This is a genomic window from Streptomyces sp. NPDC059037, from assembly GCF_042740015.1.
Taxonomy (GTDB): domain Bacteria; phylum Actinomycetota; class Actinomycetes; order Streptomycetales; family Streptomycetaceae; genus Streptomyces.
This window is the reverse complement of sequence record NZ_JBHYIG010000042.1, coordinates 1-16061: the sequence shown is the minus strand read 5'-3', so window position 1 is coordinate 16061 and position 16061 is coordinate 1. Positions and strand designations below refer to the sequence as shown.

General features: G+C 69.9%; 13 protein-coding genes. 8 read left to right on the top strand and 5 right to left on the bottom strand.

The window, feature by feature from the left end; all coding sequences use genetic code 11:
• Positions 1 to 55: 55 nt before the first annotated feature.
• Entirely contained in the window at positions 56 to 1342 is a 1287-nt protein-coding gene (fahA, locus tag ACFWY6_RS12010) for a fumarylacetoacetase (protein WP_384688098.1), read from the bottom strand.
• Between the two features lie 207 nt (positions 1343 to 1549).
• Here fahA and ACFWY6_RS12005 point away from each other — a divergent pair, with 207 nt between their 5' ends.
• From ACFWY6_RS12005 to ACFWY6_RS11995, 3 genes are all read left to right on the top strand, one after another.
• On the top strand, positions 1550 to 2791 hold the full coding sequence (locus ACFWY6_RS12005) for an ATP-grasp domain-containing protein (RefSeq protein WP_384688137.1): 1242 nt from the start codon (positions 1550 to 1552) through the stop codon (positions 2789 to 2791).
• A 156-nt stretch (positions 2792 to 2947) separates the two neighbouring features.
• A complete protein-coding gene (locus tag ACFWY6_RS12000) occupies positions 2948 to 4150 on the top strand; it encodes an FAD-dependent oxidoreductase (RefSeq protein ID WP_384688096.1) in 1203 nt (400 codons plus the stop codon).
• Positions 4151 to 4433: 283 nt separating this feature from the next.
• Positions 4434 to 5246: an HAD family hydrolase gene (locus tag ACFWY6_RS11995; RefSeq protein WP_384688093.1), complete on the top strand. Its 813-nt coding sequence runs from the start codon at positions 4434 to 4436 to the stop codon at positions 5244 to 5246.
• Positions 5247 to 5345: 99 nt separating this feature from the next.
• Here ACFWY6_RS11995 and ACFWY6_RS11990 read toward each other — a convergent pair whose 3' ends face one another.
• The gene (locus ACFWY6_RS11990) at positions 5346 to 7334 is read right to left on the bottom strand and encodes a CocE/NonD family hydrolase (protein ID WP_384688091.1); all 1989 of its coding nucleotides are present in this window, start codon (positions 7332 to 7334) and stop codon (positions 5346 to 5348) included.
• A 10-nt stretch (positions 7335 to 7344) separates the two neighbouring features.
• Complete coding sequence (locus ACFWY6_RS11985) at positions 7345 to 8859, bottom strand: peptide MFS transporter (RefSeq protein ID WP_384688089.1); 1515 nt, start codon at positions 8857 to 8859, stop codon at positions 7345 to 7347.
• A 279-nt stretch (positions 8860 to 9138) separates the two neighbouring features.
• Here ACFWY6_RS11985 and ACFWY6_RS11980 point away from each other — a divergent pair, with 279 nt between their 5' ends.
• A complete protein-coding gene (locus tag ACFWY6_RS11980; RefSeq protein WP_384688087.1) occupies positions 9139 to 10149 on the top strand; it encodes a polyprenyl synthetase family protein in 1011 nt (336 codons plus the stop codon).
• A 47-nt stretch (positions 10150 to 10196) separates the two neighbouring features.
• Here the strand turns inward: ACFWY6_RS11980 and ACFWY6_RS11975 are convergent, their stop codons facing one another.
• Positions 10197 to 10745: a hypothetical protein gene (locus tag ACFWY6_RS11975; protein ID WP_384688084.1), complete on the bottom strand. Its 549-nt coding sequence runs from the start codon at positions 10743 to 10745 to the stop codon at positions 10197 to 10199.
• Between the two features lie 194 nt (positions 10746 to 10939).
• Here ACFWY6_RS11975 and ACFWY6_RS11970 point away from each other — a divergent pair, with 194 nt between their 5' ends.
• From ACFWY6_RS11970 to ACFWY6_RS11955, 4 genes are all read left to right on the top strand, one after another.
• A complete protein-coding gene (locus ACFWY6_RS11970; protein ID WP_384688081.1) occupies positions 10940 to 11914 on the top strand; it encodes a CHRD domain-containing protein in 975 nt (324 codons plus the stop codon).
• A gap of 282 nt (positions 11915 to 12196) precedes the next feature.
• Positions 12197 to 13441, top strand: a complete 1245-nt coding sequence (locus tag ACFWY6_RS11965) for an outer membrane lipoprotein carrier protein LolA (RefSeq protein ID WP_384688077.1) — start codon at positions 12197 to 12199, stop codon at positions 13439 to 13441.
• Between the two features lie 143 nt (positions 13442 to 13584).
• Complete coding sequence (locus ACFWY6_RS11960) at positions 13585 to 14511, top strand: ABC transporter ATP-binding protein (protein ID WP_384688075.1); 927 nt, start codon at positions 13585 to 13587, stop codon at positions 14509 to 14511.
• Positions 14498 to 15409, top strand: a complete 912-nt coding sequence (locus ACFWY6_RS11955; protein ID WP_384688072.1) for an ABC transporter permease — start codon at positions 14498 to 14500, stop codon at positions 15407 to 15409. The genes ACFWY6_RS11960 and ACFWY6_RS11955 overlap by 14 nt, the downstream gene beginning before the upstream one ends.
• 3 nt (positions 15410 to 15412) lie before the next feature.
• On the opposite strand, the gene ACFWY6_RS11950 is transcribed toward ACFWY6_RS11955, so the two are convergent.
• The gene (locus tag ACFWY6_RS11950; RefSeq protein ID WP_384688070.1) at positions 15413 to 16009 is read right to left on the bottom strand and encodes a flavodoxin family protein; all 597 of its coding nucleotides are present in this window, start codon (positions 16007 to 16009) and stop codon (positions 15413 to 15415) included.
• Positions 16010 to 16061: the final 52 nt, after the last annotated feature.

Genomic DNA, 16061 nt, shown 5'->3' with positions numbered 1-16061 from the left:
CGCGACCAGCCACGACGGCGCTGTAGACGCTCCCGCTCCCCGGCCCCTGCCGGACTCAGCGCGCCGCGGCGACCCTGCCAGAAACCTCGCCGAGGCCCACCCGGATCCCATCCGGACCAGGGGCCCACGCACTCAGAGTGACCTCATCCCCGTCCTCCAGGAACGTCCGCTTCCCGTCCGGCAGGACAAGCGGGTCGCGGCCGTTCCAGGTGATCTCGATGAGGGAGCCGTACTGCCCCTCCGAGGGGCCGGAGACGGTGCCCGAGCCGTAGAGGTCACCGGTGCGCAGGGACGCGCCGTTCACCGTCATGTGGGCCAGCTGCTGGGCGGCCGTCCAGTAGACGGTGGAGAAGGGCGGCTCGGAGATGACGTGGCCGTTCAGGGTCACGGTGATCCGCAGGTCGTAGCCGCCCGGCTCGTCCGCGGCGGACTCCGCCGAGTCGTCCAGATAGGGGAGGAGCTCGTGCGTCCGCGCGGGCGGGGTGACGCGCGCCGCGTCCAGCGCCTCCAGCGGGGTGATCCACGCCGAGACGGAGGTGCAGAAGGACTTGCCGAGGAACGGCCCGAGCGGGACGTACTCCCAGGCCTGGATGTCGCGCGCCGACCAGTCGTTGAGGAGCGTGAGGCCGAAGACATGCTCACGGAAGTCCGCGAGCGGCACCGGCGTACCGAGCTGCGACGGCGTACCGACGACGAAGCCGACCTCCGCCTCGATGTCGAGCCGGACCGAGGGGCCGAAGACGGGTGCCGTGTCGGCGGGCGCCTTGCGCTGCCCCGTCGGACGTACCACTTCAGTCCCGGAGACCACAACGGTGCCAGATCGGCCGTGGTAACCGATCGGCAGGTGCTTCCAGTTGGGGGTCAGCGGCGTCGGCGAGTCCGGGCGGAAGATCTTGCCCAGATGCGTCGCGTGGTGCTCGGAGGCGTAGAAGTCCACATAGTCCGCGACCTCGAAGGGGAGGTGCAGCGTCACCTCGGACAGCGGGTGAAGGAGCGGACGGACCACCTCGCGGTGGGCCGGGATCGTCACCCATGCCGTGATCGCGCGCCGGACGTCGGACCAGGCGGTGCGGCCCGCTGCGAGCAGCGGGTTCAGCGTGGGCCGTGCGAGCAGCGAGACATAGGGCGAACCGAGCGCGGCCGCCGCGGCGCCCGCGTCGAGGACATGATCGCCGAGTCGTACGCCGACCCTGCGCTCGGCGTCACCGGCGGGGGAGAACACGCCGTACGGAAGATTGTGCGGCCCGAAGGGGTCGCTCTCCGAGAGGGCGAAGGGGTCGCCGCCTTCGGAGCGCACGGAAGGGTCGCTCCCGGCCGGCTCGAGCGGGGTCTGCTCGGACATGCGTACCTGCCTCGCTTTCCATTGGGTGTGCCACACGTTACGTGGGAAGTCCCCGGTTCGGGCAGTGCCTAAAGAGTTCGCAATGTCCGAATAAGCCTTGCTGGAGTGGTCAATTCCGGCTTAGCGTCCTTTGGGGACGCGGACGGGGTGGGTCCGGGTCAGACGGAAGGACACGTGGGGGGACCCGTGGCCAGGACGAACGACAGCGTGCCCGTGGCGGCGGACCGGAACGTGCCCGGCCTGATCGTGAAGTTCGGCAACTATCCGCTGCACCACGGCGGCGTCGGCGCCATCCGCAGCCTGGGGCGACTCGGCGTTCCCATGTATGCGATCACGGAGGACCGTTACACGCCCGCGGCGCTCTCGCGCCACCTCACCGGAGCCTTCCCCTGGCCGACCACAGGGGCCGAGGAGCCGGAGCGGCTCGTCGAGGGCCTGCTGCGCGTCGCCCGCCGGATCGGCAGGCCCACGGTCCTGATCCCGACCGACGAGGAGGCGGCCGTCCTCATCGCCGAGCACCAGAGACCGCTCGGTGACGCGGGGTTCCTGTTCCCGCGCGTGGAGCCGGAGTTGCCCCGCCGCCTCGCCAGCAAGCAGGGCCTGCACGAGCTGTGCGTGGAGCACGGCATCGCGTCGCCCGCGGCGGCCTTCCCCGAAAGCCTCGGGGACATCGAGGAGTTCGCCGCCGCGGCCGCCTTCCCGGTGGTCGCCAAGAACCGCGAGGCGTTCACCCGCCGCACCAGACCCGCGGTGAACGGGACGACGCGCATAGAGACCCCGGACGGTCTGCTCAGCCTGGCCCGTGACTGGGGCGCGCGCCCCGGTGTGATCCTCCAGGAGTATCTGCCCCGCGAGCAGGCCGAGGACTGGATCGTGCACGCGTACTTCGACGCGGACTCGACGCCGCTCGCGATGTTCACGGGCGTCAAGGTGCGCTCCTGGCCGCCGCACGCCGGGATGACGGCGAATGCGTACGTCGTCGACAATCCGGAACTCGCGGACCTCGCCGCACGTTTCATCAAGCAGATCGGCTTCACCGGAATCATCGACCTCGACCTGCGCTTCGACCGGCGCGACGGTCAGTACAAACTGCTCGACTTCAACCCGCGCATGGGCGCCCAGTTCCGGCTCTTCGAGAGCGAGTCCGGGATCGACGTCGTCCGTGCGATGCATCTGCATCTGACAGGCCGCTCTGTCCCGGAGGGAGAACAGCGCGCCGGTCATCGGTACGTCGTGGAGAACATCGACCTGCCCGCTCTCCTCGCCTACCGCCGCAGCGGATATACGACGCCGCACGCGCCCACCCGCGCGAGCGGCACGGAACTGGCGTGGCTGGCTGCGGACGACATGAAGCCGTTCTTCACGATGCTCGCGAGGTTCGTGCGGCCGGGGGCCAAGCATCTGTACCAGCTCTGGCGCACGAACCGGCGGGGGAGCACGACGAGTTGAGCCGAGGCGCCGCGGCCGCCTCGGCGTGATCACAACTGAATCCACAACTGAATCCACAGCGGAACCCACAACTGAATCCACAGCGGAACCCACAACTGAATCCAGCACCACACGAAGTAGGCACACGCAACAAGTGACGTCCTGGGGAGGGACTTCGTGATCCAGCCAGTAGCAATCATCGGGGCGGGCCCGTTCGGCCTGTCCACCGCGGCCCATCTGCGGGCCCGCGGCATCCCGGTGCGGATCTTCGGCGAGCCCATGGTCAGTTGGCGCGCCCATATGCCCGCGGGGATGCTCCTGAAGTCGACGCCCGCGGCGTCGAACATCGACGCGCCGCAGCGCGGCCACAACCTCGTCGACTACTGCGACGCGGCGGGGATACCACGCCTGGTCACCGACGAGGACATCATCCCCGTGGAGACCTTCGTCGCCTACGGGGAGTGGTTCAAGCAGAAGCTCGTGCCCGAACTCGAACAGGTGCGAGTGGTGTCGGTCGACCGCAGGGGCACGGCGGGCTTCGAGCTGAAGCTGGACTCCGGCGAGCAGTTCACGGCCCGCGCGGTCGTCGTCGCGACCGGGCTCTCCGGCCTCGCGCAGCTGCCGCCCGAGCTTGCGGCGGCCGTACCGGACGGACCGACCCCCACAGGGCCCGTCTCGCACAGCTCGCAGCACCACGACCTGTCGCGGTTCTCCGGGCGCGACCTGATCGTGGTCGGCGCGGGCCAGTCCGCCCTGGAGACGGCCGCGCTCGCAGCCGAAGCGGGCGCGAACGTACGGGTGGTGGCGCGCGGCAAGGGGTCGGTGGGCTTCGGGGCGCCCCCCTGGGAGCAGCCGAGGCTGCGCCCCGAGTCGCCGTTCGGCCGCGCCTGGTCGCTCTACGCGATCAGCTACTACCCGCACCCCTACCGCTATCTGCCCCCGCAGGCCCGCCACTTCCTGGTCCGCCGCATCCTGGGACCGCTTGGCGCCTGGTGGCTGCGCGACCGCTTCGAGGGCAAGGTCGAGACGCGCGAGGTCCGCCGCGTCGCATCGGCGGACGTCCGTGACGGCAGCCCGGTCCTGCGGGTCGAGACCCTGGGCGGCCGCACCCGCGAGCTCTCCGCCGACCACGTCATAGCGGCGACGGGCTATCGGGTCGACATCGCCGCGATGGACTTCCTGGGCCATGCTCTCCGCGCCCGCCTGGCGGTGAGCCGGGGGACGCCGAAGCTCGGTGCGGGGTACGTCTCGTCGGTGCCCGGCCTCTACTTCACGGGGCTGCCGGCGGCGGCCTCGTACGGACCGGTGATGCGGTTCGTGTGCGGGACGGAGTTCGCCTCGCCGCGCCTTGCCCGGCATCTCGCGGCGGCGCACGGCTGAGGGGCGGGCGAGGGAGGACGAAGGGGCGGTGGGCGAGGGGGAACGGGAGGTCTGCGGCGACGGCCAACTAGGGCCAAGGCGAAGGGGAATCGGGTGGATTCGGCACCCGTCTCGGCACCCGTGCGGGCACCCGTCGCCCCACCCCGGCGTGCGCCCCGAGCCGTTCGGAGAGACACGTCCCAGTGAATCCCCGGAGCGCCGGTTGTGCGACCGGCGCACTGCGCCCGTCACAGCTCCTGTGACGTTGCTTTCGGCATCGCCGCGGATCCGTATTCTCTGGATCATGGCCGCTCCCCTCGCATATTCACTTATCGCCACTGACCTGGACGGAACGCTGCTGCGCGGCGACGACACCATCTCCGACCGGTCGCGGGCCGCACTGGCGGCGACGGTCGCCGCCGGGGCACGGCACCTGGTGGTGACCGGGCGGCCCGCGCCGCGCGTGAAGCCGCTCCTCGACGACATGGGCAGCGGCGGTCTCGCCGTCTGCGGGCAGGGGGCGCAGTTGTACGACGCGGAGTCCGACCGGATGGTGTGGTCGGTGACCCTGGACCGGGAGCTCGCCGAGGCCGCGCTCGGCAAGATCGAGGCCGAGGTGGGGCAGGTGCACGCCGCCGTCGACCAGGACGGAGTGGACGGGCTCACCCTCATCGAGCCGGAGTACCTGATGCCGCACCCCACGCTGCCGGCCGTGCGGGTGCGGCGGCGTGACGCGCTCTGGGCCGAGCCGATCAGCAAGGTGCTGCTGCGCCATCCCGAGCTGACCGACGACGAGTTGGCCGCCGTGGCGCGTGATGCCGTCGGGTCCCTCGCCACCGTCACCATGTCCGGTCCCGGCACGGTCGAGCTGCAGCCGCGCGGGGTGACCAAGGCGACCGGCCTCGCGCTCGCCGCCGAGCGGCTCGGGATGAGCTCCGCGGACACGATCGCCTTCGGCGACATGCCCAATGACGTACCGATGTTCGTGTGGGCGGCGCGGGGCGTTGCCATGGCCAACGCGCATCCCGATCTCAAGTCGGCTGCGGATGAGGTGACTTCGTCCAATGAGGAGGATGGAGTGGCCGTGGTTCTGGAGCGCCTTGCTGGAGTGGGGTGATCCACCTGCGGGCCCGGTGGGGGCTTGTCGCGCAGTTCCCACGACCCTTACGGGGCGCAACTCACCCCGCAGTCCCCACGACCCTTACGGGGACGCAACTCACCCCGCCGTCCGCGGAATTCGCTTCTCCCACGTGCGGTGGAACACCACCTCTCCGCCGTCCTTGCACACCACCTCGTTCGACGTGATGAAGTCCGCCGCGTCGCAGGTGATCTCGGAGCGTGACTCCACCCGTACGTCCCAGGCCAGTTCGGGGCGGTGCAGGCGGATCGTCCAGTCGGAGCGGGTGCGGGCGGAGAGGGGGTCGGACTCGTTGATCGTGTACGTCTCCAGCGCGTCCTCGGTGAATTCAAGGCCGTCCGGGTAGACCCGCGTGCCGCCGTAGCGCGGGTCCACCTCCAGGCGCCATTCGCCCTTCGCCACATCGCGTACGACCAGGCGCTCGGGGCGCTGCTCGTCGAGCGTCGCCGGGTGCACGACCTCCAGGGGCTCGGACTGCTCGGGCTCGGCGAAGGTGATCCCGGGGTCCAATTCCCCCTCCCTGACCGGCAGTTCCAGGGAGCTGCCCGCCGGGTCGAGGACGAAGCCCGCCGAGTCCGCCTGCGGCCAGATCCACGGCCAGTACGCCGACGACACCGCGAGCCGGATCCGGTGCCCCGGCGGGAACGCGTACCCGATGGCGTTCAGGTCGAACGTCACGTCCTCGGTGTCGCCGAGCGGCCAGGCGTCCGCCCGGTCGCGCCCATGGCGGGCGGACAGGTTGAGGACGCCGCGCGTGACCAGGGTCGACGAGCCGTCCGGGGCCACGTCGCACACCCGGGCGATCGCCTGCCCGAAGGGCACGTCCATGCGGAGCCGCAGTTTCACCCGGGGCCGGCCCAGGATGCGTACCGCAGCGGGCACCTCGAACTCGAAGCACGCCGACTTGGCGTCCTCGTCCCGCTGGTCCGGCGGCAGGTCGGCGTCGTTGCCGAAGGGGAAGAAGCGGCCCGCGTCCAGGCCGGTGTGCTGCGGGGAGTTCACGATCAGGGGGTTGCCCTGGAGGGCGTACGACACGGGGGTGACGTTCGGGGACGGCCAGGAGGGGTCGCCGACCCAGCCGCCCGGCAGCTCGTCGTACACCGTCGCGGGCCGGTGCGAATCACTGATCCAGGAGCGGAGCTTCGGCTCGGACATGACGTCGTTCTCGACGCCCTTCAAGTGGTGGTCCCACCACCGCAGCGTCTCCTGGAGGAAGCCGATCGCCGGGCCCGGCGGCAGGCCCCGGTCCGGGTACTGGTGCGACCACGGGCCGATCAACCCCCGTACGTCGCCCGGCAGATGCTCGACCAGGCGCAGCACCGTGTCCCGGTAGGGATCGTGGAAGCCGCCCACCGCGAGCACCGCCGCGCCGATCGCCGAGTAGTCCTCGCAGACGCTGCCGTGCCGCCAGTAGTCGTCGCGGGTCTGGTGGTCGAGCCAGGTGTGGATGAAGGGATCCACGGCTTCGAGGCGGGCCAGCCACATCTCGCGCCAGTCGGAGCCGGCGAACAGCGGGTCCGGCGGGCGCGACACGAAGGCCAGCATCGTCGCCGCCCATGCGTGCATGTCCACCGCGAGGACGGAACCACCCATGTAGTGCACGTCGTTGTCATAACGGTCGTCCGTCGAGCAGACCGTGACGACCGCCTTGAGCGGCTCGGGCGCGAGAGCCGCGATCTGGAGGGAGTTGAAGCCGCCCCAGGAGATGCCGAACATGCCGACCTTGCCCGTGCACCAGGGCTGCGCGGCGAGCCAGTTGACGACCGCGACCCCGTCGGCCAGCTCGACCGCCGAGTACTCGTCGCCCGGCATGCCCTCCGAGTTGCCGTGGCCCCGCACGTCCACGCGCACGGAGGCGTAGCCGTGGCCCGCGTACCAGGGGTGGCGCTGCCAGTCGCGCGGCGCCGTCCAGTCGCTCAGCCGGTAGGGGAGGTATTCGAGGAGCGCGGGGACGGGTTCGTCCGTCACCGGGCGCCAGATGCGCGCGTACAGCTTGGTCCCGTCCGGGAGGGGTACCTGGACGTCCTCGCGGGTGGTCTCGTACGGGAAGGAGGAGCGAATCTGCATGGCGGGAACCTCAATGGACGGGGTGCATGGTGCGGCGCAGCCACGGTGCGAGCAGGATGACGACGACACCGGCGGCCACCGCGATGGCGCCGTTCACGCCGAAGTACGCCGGGTTGGAGACCTCTCCGTAGAGCTTCACGGTCTGCGCCTGGATGCCGTTGGCGAGGGCGAGCGAGAGGAACCAGAGGGACATCGTCTGGCTGGCGAAGGCCTTGGGGGCGAGTTTCGTCGTGGCCGACATGCCGGAGGTCTCGACGAGGATGTCGCCGAGCCCGAGCAGCAGATACGAGCCGACGATCCACCAGACGGCCATCTTGTACGTGTCGTCGGAGTGCCCCGAGGTCGGCAGGACCATCAGGAGGAACGAGAGGCCGCCCAGGATCACGCCGAACGCGATCTTGTTGGACGCATGCGGCTGGCCGTGGCCCATCTTCGCCCAGACCGCGGCGACGACCGGGGCGAGCGCGACCTCGAAGGCGCCGAGCGCGGAGGCGTACCAGCTGGCGGGGAAGGTGAAGCCGAAGACCGAGGTCTCGGCGTTCGTCGACGCGAGCAGGATCATCGTCGAGTACGCCTGGAACAGGATGAAGTTGAAGACGACCGACGCCAGGAAGAGCACGATGTACGGCTTGAGACGGCCGCGTTCCTCGGCCGTCACGCGCGGGCTGCGGAACATGACCGCGAAGTAGACGGCCGGCGCGATCACCGAGATCAGGGTGAGCAGGTCGACGAAGCGGTCCATGGTGAGCCAGCCGACGCCGGCGAGCAGACCGCCCACGGCGGCCACGGTGACGATGCCCACGACGATCAGGAACGCCGCCCGGCGCATCGCATCCCGGGGCAGCGCGAATTCGGCGGACGCCTTGCGCCCGGCGAGATGGCGCCGCCCCCACACGTACTGGACGAGGCCGAAGGTCATGCCGATCGCGGCCGCCGAGAAGCCCCAGTGCCAGCCCTTGTGGTCGCCGAGCCAGCCGGTGATCAGCGGTCCCGCGAAGGCGCCCACGTTGATCGCCATGTAGTAGAGCGCGAAACCGGCGTCGCGCCGGTCGTCGTCGGTGCGGTAGAGCTTGCCGACCATGGAGGCGACGTTCGGCTTGAGCAGTCCGGTGCCCGCGCTGATCAGACCGAGCCCGGCCCAGGTCATCGTCGCCGTCGGCACCGCCATCGAGTAGTGCCCGCAGGCGATGAGGATGCCGCCCCACAGGACCGCGCGGTAGGAGCCGAGGATGCGGTCGGCGAGCCAGCCGCCCGCCACCGAGACGAGATAGACGAGCGTTCCGTACGCAGCCGACACGGACGCGGCAGTTCCGGAATCCATGCCCATGCCGTCGTTGGCGACGGAGTCCGCGAAGTAGAGGACGAGGATGGCCTGCATGCCGAGGAACGAGAAGCGCTCCCAGACTTCGAGTCCGGAGAGGGTGAGCAGCCCGCGCGGCTGACCGAAGAAGGCGTGGTCGTCGCCCGGCGGCGGCTCCGTGGAAGGATCCGGGGGCGGTTCGGCTTCGGCCAGCGTGCGGGACAAGGAGCTGCTCCCGGTGGTTCGGTCGTTTACGGGGCGTTGCGGTCTTCTGGTTCGTATCAGCTGATCAAGAACATACCGGCGGTGATCGCGCCCCGCCTGGGCGGCATTGCACAGGCGGGTGCCCACTGTGATCGAAAGGCGACCGGATACGCTGACTTGAGTGATGGCAGCGACACATCGACAAACCGTGTCATCGACCCCGTCATCACGCGAAGATCGACCGAGTGATGATCGACCGAGTGACCGACTTGTGATCGTCAGCAGACAGGAGAACCCCTCGTGACCGTCGTCGGGCCCTTCGGCCTCAGCGTGCGGGACCAGGCTCTCGAAGCCGATGTCCAGGCCGGATTGGCGGCCGTCGAGGAAGGTCTGCTCGACGCCACCAAAAGCGGGGTCCCCTTCATCACGGAGGCGGCACAGCATCTGGTGCGCGCGGGCGGCAAGCGGTTCAGGCCGCTGCTCGTGATGCTCGCCGCGCAGTTCGGCGATCCCTATGCGCCGGGCGTCGTGCCCTCCGCCGTGGTCGTGGAGTTGACGCACCTCGCGACGCTCTACCACGACGACGTGATGGACGAGGCCGATGTGCGCCGCGGCGTCGAGAGCGCCAACCAGCGCTGGGGCAACTCGGTGGCCGTCCTGACCGGCGACTTCCTGTTCGCCCGCGCCTCGTACATCCTGGCCGACCTCGGTCCGGACGCCGTCCGCATCCAGGCCGAGGCCTTCGAACGCCTGGTCACCGGCCAGATCCTGGAGACCGCGGGGCCGACCGAGGGCCGCGACCCGGTCGACCACTATCTGGACGTGCTCGGCGGCAAGACCGGCTCGCTGGTCGCTGTGGCGTGTCGTTTCGGCGCCATGATGTCGGGCGCCGACGAGACCGTCGTGGACGTCCTGACCCAGTACGGCGAGCGTCTTGGCGTCGCGTTCCAGTTGGCCGACGACGTACTGGACATCGCGTCCGACTCGCACGAGTCCGGCAAGACTCCGGGCACGGACCTCCGTGAAGGCATCCCCACGCTTCCGGTGCTCCGGCTGCGCGAGCGGGTGGAGAAGCTCGGTCTTCCCGAGGACATCGCCCTGTGCGAGCTGCTCGACTCCGACCTGACGGACGACGCCCGGCACGCCGAGGCGCTTGCGCGGCTGCGCGTGCACCCGGCCCTTGAGCAGGCGCGCAAGGACACCGTGCGGTTCGCCGAGGAGGCACGGGCCACGCTCGCGCCGCTGCGGGACTGCGACGCCAAGACGTCGCTTGTGGAGCTCTGCGATCTCGTGGTGCACCGGGCGGGCTGAGGTTCGGAGCCTGCCCAGGTTCGGAGCCTGCCCAGGGGCGCTCGGCGTCAGTAGCCGTAGCCGCCCCCGGAGTCCTCGTCCTCGGGCTGGTCCGTGGTGGTCTGCGCCTTCGCGCCGGTCGGTGTGACGGCGTACCAAGTGCCGTCCACGCCCTGGCCCTGCGCCTCGCGCGGCTCGTCGTCCTTGGCGTAGGTGTAGAGCGGCCAGCCGTCGAGGGTGAGCTGCTTGGTGCCGTCGTCGCGGGTGACCGTGCCGACCAGGTCCTTGTCGACGCCCTTGACGGTCACCGTGCCGGGGGCGGGTGTGGCAGGCCAGATCTTTTCGCAGTTGTCGTTGCAGTTGGACTTGGACGGCTTCGCGGTGTCCTCGTCGAAGCGGTACAGGACGTACCCCTTGCTGTCGGTGACGACCGTGCCGACCCCGTCGACCTCGGTGGCGGTGAGCGTCGCGGAGTTCTTGGTGCCGCCCCCGCTGTCGCCGTCGCCGCCGCTGTCGCCGCAGCCGGACGCGGTGAGCGCGAGGACGGCGGCTGCCGCGGCGGCGTAACCGCTGACGCGCCGGGTGCGCCGGAGTTTCCCTGATCGGGTCGCGAGCATGGCGACCCCCTCTTTTCGCGGGTACGGCGGGTACGGATCGAGTCCGGGGCCCTTCCACTCGATCCTATGTCTCTGTGATGCAGGTCACATCACCTGGGCAAGATTGGATTGAGTCCAGGCTCGGATCCGCTCCGTACTCATGCCCAGAAGCTGACGCAGGGGGCGTCAGCTCATGTACGGGGAGATTTCGGATCATGGGCATTCTTGGTACTTCCGGTACTTCCGGTACTTCCGGTACGTCCGCGCGCCGCCGCCGGTCCCTGCTCGCCGCAGGTGTCGCCGTCGCCGCCGCGGCGGGTGTGGCGGTCACGGTGCAGCCATCGGCCGCGCACAGCGGCAGCGAGGACGGCGGATCGATCTTCGCCGCGAGCATGAACGGCGCGAACGAGGTGCCCGTGCAGGGCGGCCCCGCCGTCGGCGACAAGGACGGCAGGGCCCTGGAGTTCGTCAAGGTCAAGGGCGACAAGGTGTCCGTCACCGTCAAGTGGCGCGGCACCGGCAAGCCGACCGCACTCCACATCCACCAGGGCGAGCGCGGCGCCAACGGCGGCGTCAAGGTCGACTTCACCAAGCTGCTCGACAAGGCCAAGGGCCACCGCGTCACCGGCACGGTCAAGGTCGACGACGCGGCACTCCTCGACCAGCTGAAGAACAACCCCAACAGCTTCTACGCCAACCTGCACACCGCCGAGTTCCCCGGCGGCGCCGTCCGCGGTCAGCTCCACAAGGTGACCACCGCCTTCGACTTCCGCCACGCGGCCGCCAACTTCCAGGCGTCCGTGGTCCGGGGCGAGCAGATCTACGAGTGCAAGAAGGCCGACGACGGCTCCGGCAAGTTCGCCTTCGCCCAGCGCGACGTCAGCGCCCGGCTGCAGGGGAACATCGCGCACAGCTTCACCGCGCCCAACTCGGGCACCCCGCAATGGGTGGCCCCCGACCGCAGCGCGGTCACCGGCAAGCTGATCTCCAGGACGCCGAACGGCGACAAGAACATCCCCGAACTCGACCTGGCGGCAACGCAGATCGGCAAGCCGCGAGGGCTGCTCGCCGGCACGGCGGAGATCCTGCGCCTGAACACGGTCGGCGGGGTCGCGCCCGCCGGTGACTGCGAGCCGGGCGCCATCGCGAAGGTGCCGTACGGGGCGGACTACGTGTTCATCCAGCGCTGAGCCGGTTCAGCGAGCGCTGATCCACACCGGCAGCGAGCTCGGCCCAAGTGGCGTCTCCCCTACGGGATGGGGGAGGCGCCACCGCCTTCTGTCATCCCACAGCAGTACGTGGAGTTGCTCCCGGGGTCTGACGCTTCTCGCTGGCCGATTTGGTCGTATGGAGACAAGCAAGGTCCAGCAAGAAACAACCACTCCTGACCTATTCGGGTGAGAATGGCGGCGCGGGGTGGACGCAGGCACGTACAGGGAAGGCCGCCGCCGACCACGGAGGTAGGGCACACAATGGCACCGTACGAACCGGAGCAGAACACCAATGAGGCCGAGGCGCCGCGCGCCGGCCGCCGCAAGGCGGCGCGTTACGCGGTCCCGGTCGCGGTGGCGGGGGTGGCGGCGGCGACCATCGGGCTCGTCCCGGCGCTCGCCACGTCGGGCGACCCCGACCTGCCCGACGTCACCGCTCAGGAACTCATCGAGAAGATCGCCGCGTCGGACACGGAACAGCTCTCCGGCACGGTGAAGATCAGCACCGACCTCGGACTCCCGTCCCTGGGCGGCGGCATGACCGGCGGCTTCGCCCCGGGCGGCGGCGGAGGCGAGGACGGCGAGGGATCGTCCGCCGACCCGCAGTCCAAGCTGATGGAGCTGGCGTCCGGCACGCACACGCTGCGCGTCGCCGCCGACGGCCCCGACAAGCAGAAGCTGTCCGTCCTGGACGACGCGGCCGAGTACAGCCTGATCCACAACGGCGACGACGTATGGGCCTACGACAGCAAGTCGAACGAGGCGTACCACTCCAAGTCGGCGGGCAAGGCCGGGGACTCGGGGAAGTCGGGGAAGACGGACCTTCCCAAGGACGTCCCGTCCACCCCCAAGGAACTGGCCGAAGAGGCCCTGAAGGCGGTCGACGACACGACGTCGGTGAAGGTCGACGGCACCGCGCAGGTCGCGGGCCGCGACGCCTACCGCCTGGTCATCAAGCCCAAGCAGGCCGGCTCGACGGTCGGTCAGATCACCGTCGCGGTGGACTCCAAGACCGGTACGCCGCTGAAGTTCACGCTGTCTCCGGCGGGCGGCGGCAGCGCGGTCGTCGACGCGGGCTTCACGAAGGTCGACTTCGCCAAGCCTTCGGCGTCGACCTTCGACTTCACGCCGCCCAAGGGCGCGAAGGTCACCGAGGCCGACGACGCCAAGGCCGAGCAGCAGAAGCACGGCTTCAAGGGCGACGCCAAGGAGTTCAAGGGCGAGGAGGACCTGAACGGTCTGAACGTCATCGGCAAGGGCTGGAACTCCATCGCCGAGCTGGAACTGCCCGGCGGCCAGGGCCTCCCGACGGCCGAATCCGGCGACGTACCGGCGGACGCGCAGCGCCTGCTTGACTCGCTCGGCGACAAGGTGTCCGGCAAGTTCGGCGAGGGCACGGTCTTCAAGACCCGCCTGATCAACGCCCTCATCACCGATGACGGCAAGGTCTACGCGGGCGCGGTGACAAAGGACGCACTGGTGAAGGCGGCAAACGCCGCGAACTGACGTGCCCCGTAAGGGGCGCGGGGCTGTGACATTTGTGGCTCCGCCACGGGGCGCGACAAGCCCCAACGCACTCGCAGATGAAGTACTTGCGGCGGACTCAGGGTACGAACCCCTGAGTCCGCCGCGACGGTGAGGGAGGACATATGCCCGTTATCGAAACCGTCGCGCTCACCAAGCGCTACGGCAAGCAACTGGCCGTGGACCAGCTGAGCCTCACCGTCCCCGCAGGCAGCGTCTTCGGGTTCCTGGGCCCCAACGGCTCCGGCAAGACCACCACCATCCGGATGCTGATGGGCCTGATCGAGCCGACTTCCGGCCACGCACGGGTCCTGGGCAGCGCGATGCCGCGAGCGACCCGCACCGTGCTGCCGCACGTGGGCGCACTCATCGAGGGCCCCGCCCTCTACGGCTTCCTCTCCGGCCGCGACAACCTCCTGCGCTACGACTCCGCCGACCCGACCGCGGACCCCAGAACCCGCCGTGCCCGCGCCGAATCGGCCCTGGACCGGGTGGGGCTCACGGCAGCCGCGGGCAAGAAGGCGAAGGCGTACTCACTGGGCATGAAGCAGCGCCTGGGCCTCGCGGCGGCCCTGCTCCAGCCGCGCAGGCTCCTCGTGCTCGACGAACCGACCAACGGTCTCGACCCGCAGGGCATGCGTGAAATCCGGACACTGGTCCGGGAGTTGGCGTCCGAGGGCACGACCGTCTTCCTCTCCTCGCATCTCCTGGACGAGATCGAGCAGGTCTGTACGCACGCCGCCGTGATGGCCCAGGGGCGGCTCATCACCCAGGGTCCGGTGGCCGAACTCGCCGCCGGTGCGCGCGGGCGGCTCGTCGTGACGACGCCGGACACGGGCGACGCGGCGCGCGTCCTGAAGGAGCTTGGCGTGACGGATCTCGTCGTGACGGAGGACCGGGTGACGGGCGAACCACCGGGCACGGAGCTCGCCGAGCTGAACGCCGCCCTGGTCGGGGCGGGTGTACGGGTGCGGGGCTTCGGTGTCGAACGGGCCTCGCTGGAGGACGCGTTCGTGGCGCTGACGGGGGAGGGCTTCGATGTCGCGGGCTGAGGTCGCCGACGTACAAGAGGTGCAAGCCGCAGAAGAGGCAAGAGACGTACGCGAGGTGCGGCGGCTCTGGAGCCTCGGGCTCTTGCGCAGCGAGCTGGGGATCACCTTCCGCCGCTGGCGGACGCTCGCGCTGCTCGGGGTGCTCGCCGCCGTACCGATCCTCGTCGGTGTCGCCGTCAAGATCGAGACCAGCGACGGCTCGACGATCGGCGGCGGTGAGGGCGGCGGTCCCGCGTTCATCGCGCAGGTCACCAACAACGGTCTGTTCCTGGTCTTCACCGCCCTCGCCGCGACGCTGCCGTTCTTCCTGCCCATGGCGATCGGTGTCGTCGCGGGCGACTCCATCGCGGGCGAGTCCAGCGCGGGTACGCTGCGCTATCTCCTTGTCGCGCCCGCGGGACGCACCCGTCTGCTGCTCGTGAAGTACGCGACGACCATCACGTTCTGCCTGGTCGCGACCCTTGTCGTGGCGGTCTCGGCGCTCGCCGTCGGGGCCCTGCTCTTCCCGGTCGGTGAGGTCACCACGATCTCCGGTACGCGGATCAGCTTCGGCGAGGGGATGCTGCGCGCCCTGCTCATCGCGCTCGCGGTCGCCGCGTCGCTGATCGGCGTGGCCGCGCTCGGACTCTTCGTGTCGACGCTGACCAGCAGCGGCATCGCGGCGATGGCGACGACCGTCGGCCTGCTGATCACGATCCAGATCCTCGACCAGATCCCTCAACTGCACGCCATCCAGCCGTACTTCTTCTCGCACTACTGGCTGTCCTTCGCGGACCTGCTGCGTGAGCCGGTCTACTGGGACGAGCTGGTCAAGAACCTCGGCCTGCAAGGTCTCTACGCGGTCGTCTTCGGCTCGGCGGCCTGGGCGAGGTTCGGCGCGAAGGACATCACTGCCTGAGCGTCAGTCCTTGTCGTACGGGTAGCGGGCGAGCGGCGGCTCCTGGGCGAAGAAGGTCTTGGCGCGGGAGAGGGCATCGGTGTCGTCGAGCACGTTGCCCGGCCGTGAGCCGTTGCCGAGCAGGACACCGCCGAAGCGCATCGGGAAGAACGCCGCGGTGTGGTTCAGCGTGCCGATCAGCGGGGCCGCCACCTCCTCCTCGGTGTGCGCGAGGGCGGTCACGCCCCACAGGGTGCGGCCCTTCAGGGTGTCCTTGAAGTCGAGCTCCGGGACTTCGAGCCAGGCGTCCCAGTAGTCGAGGTAGCGCTTGGTGGTGGCCGAGAGGGAGTACCAGTACAGCGGCGACACGATGACGATGTCCGTGGCGTCGAGGGTGGCGTCCAGGAGCAGCGCCTCGTTGTCGCCGGCCGGGCGGGGGCGGGCGCGCGGGCGTTCGCCGTCGTGGCGCAGGTCCTCGAAGTCGGGCACCGGATGCTCGGCGAGGCTCAGCCAGCGCTGCCCGACACCGGACGGAAGCTGCTCGGCGGCCTTGCGGGCCAGGGTCTCGGAGTTGCCGCCGGGGCGGGCGCTGCCGAGCACGAAGAGAAAGTTGCGGGCCATGGGGTCCCCCTGATGTAGGGCGCTGCGAATACCTGCGTGTGCACTATATGCA

What these genes read in the sequence shown, in the direction of transcription:
- ACFWY6_RS11995 (WP_384688093.1), top strand. Translation starts at nt 4,434, where the DNA reads ATGGCCGCTCCCCTCGCATATTCACTTATCGCCACTGACCTGGACGGA.
- ACFWY6_RS11970 (WP_384688081.1), top strand. Translation starts at nt 10,940, where the DNA reads ATGGGCATTCTTGGTACTTCCGGTACTTCCGGTACTTCCGGTACGTCC.
- ACFWY6_RS11955 (WP_384688072.1), top strand. Translation starts at nt 14,498, where the DNA reads ATGTCGCGGGCTGAGGTCGCCGACGTACAAGAGGTGCAAGCCGCAGAA.
- ACFWY6_RS11965 (WP_384688077.1), top strand. Translation starts at nt 12,197, where the DNA reads ATGGCACCGTACGAACCGGAGCAGAACACCAATGAGGCCGAGGCGCCG.
- ACFWY6_RS11975 (WP_384688084.1), bottom strand. Translation starts at nt 10,745, where the DNA reads ATGCTCGCGACCCGATCAGGGAAACTCCGGCGCACCCGGCGCGTCAGC.
- ACFWY6_RS11960 (WP_384688075.1), top strand. Translation starts at nt 13,585, where the DNA reads ATGCCCGTTATCGAAACCGTCGCGCTCACCAAGCGCTACGGCAAGCAA.
- ACFWY6_RS11950 (WP_384688070.1), bottom strand. Translation starts at nt 16,009, where the DNA reads ATGGCCCGCAACTTTCTCTTCGTGCTCGGCAGCGCCCGCCCCGGCGGC.
- fahA (WP_384688098.1), bottom strand. Translation starts at nt 1,342, where the DNA reads ATGTCCGAGCAGACCCCGCTCGAGCCGGCCGGGAGCGACCCTTCCGTG.
- ACFWY6_RS11990 (WP_384688091.1), bottom strand. Translation starts at nt 7,334, where the DNA reads ATGCAGATTCGCTCCTCCTTCCCGTACGAGACCACCCGCGAGGACGTC.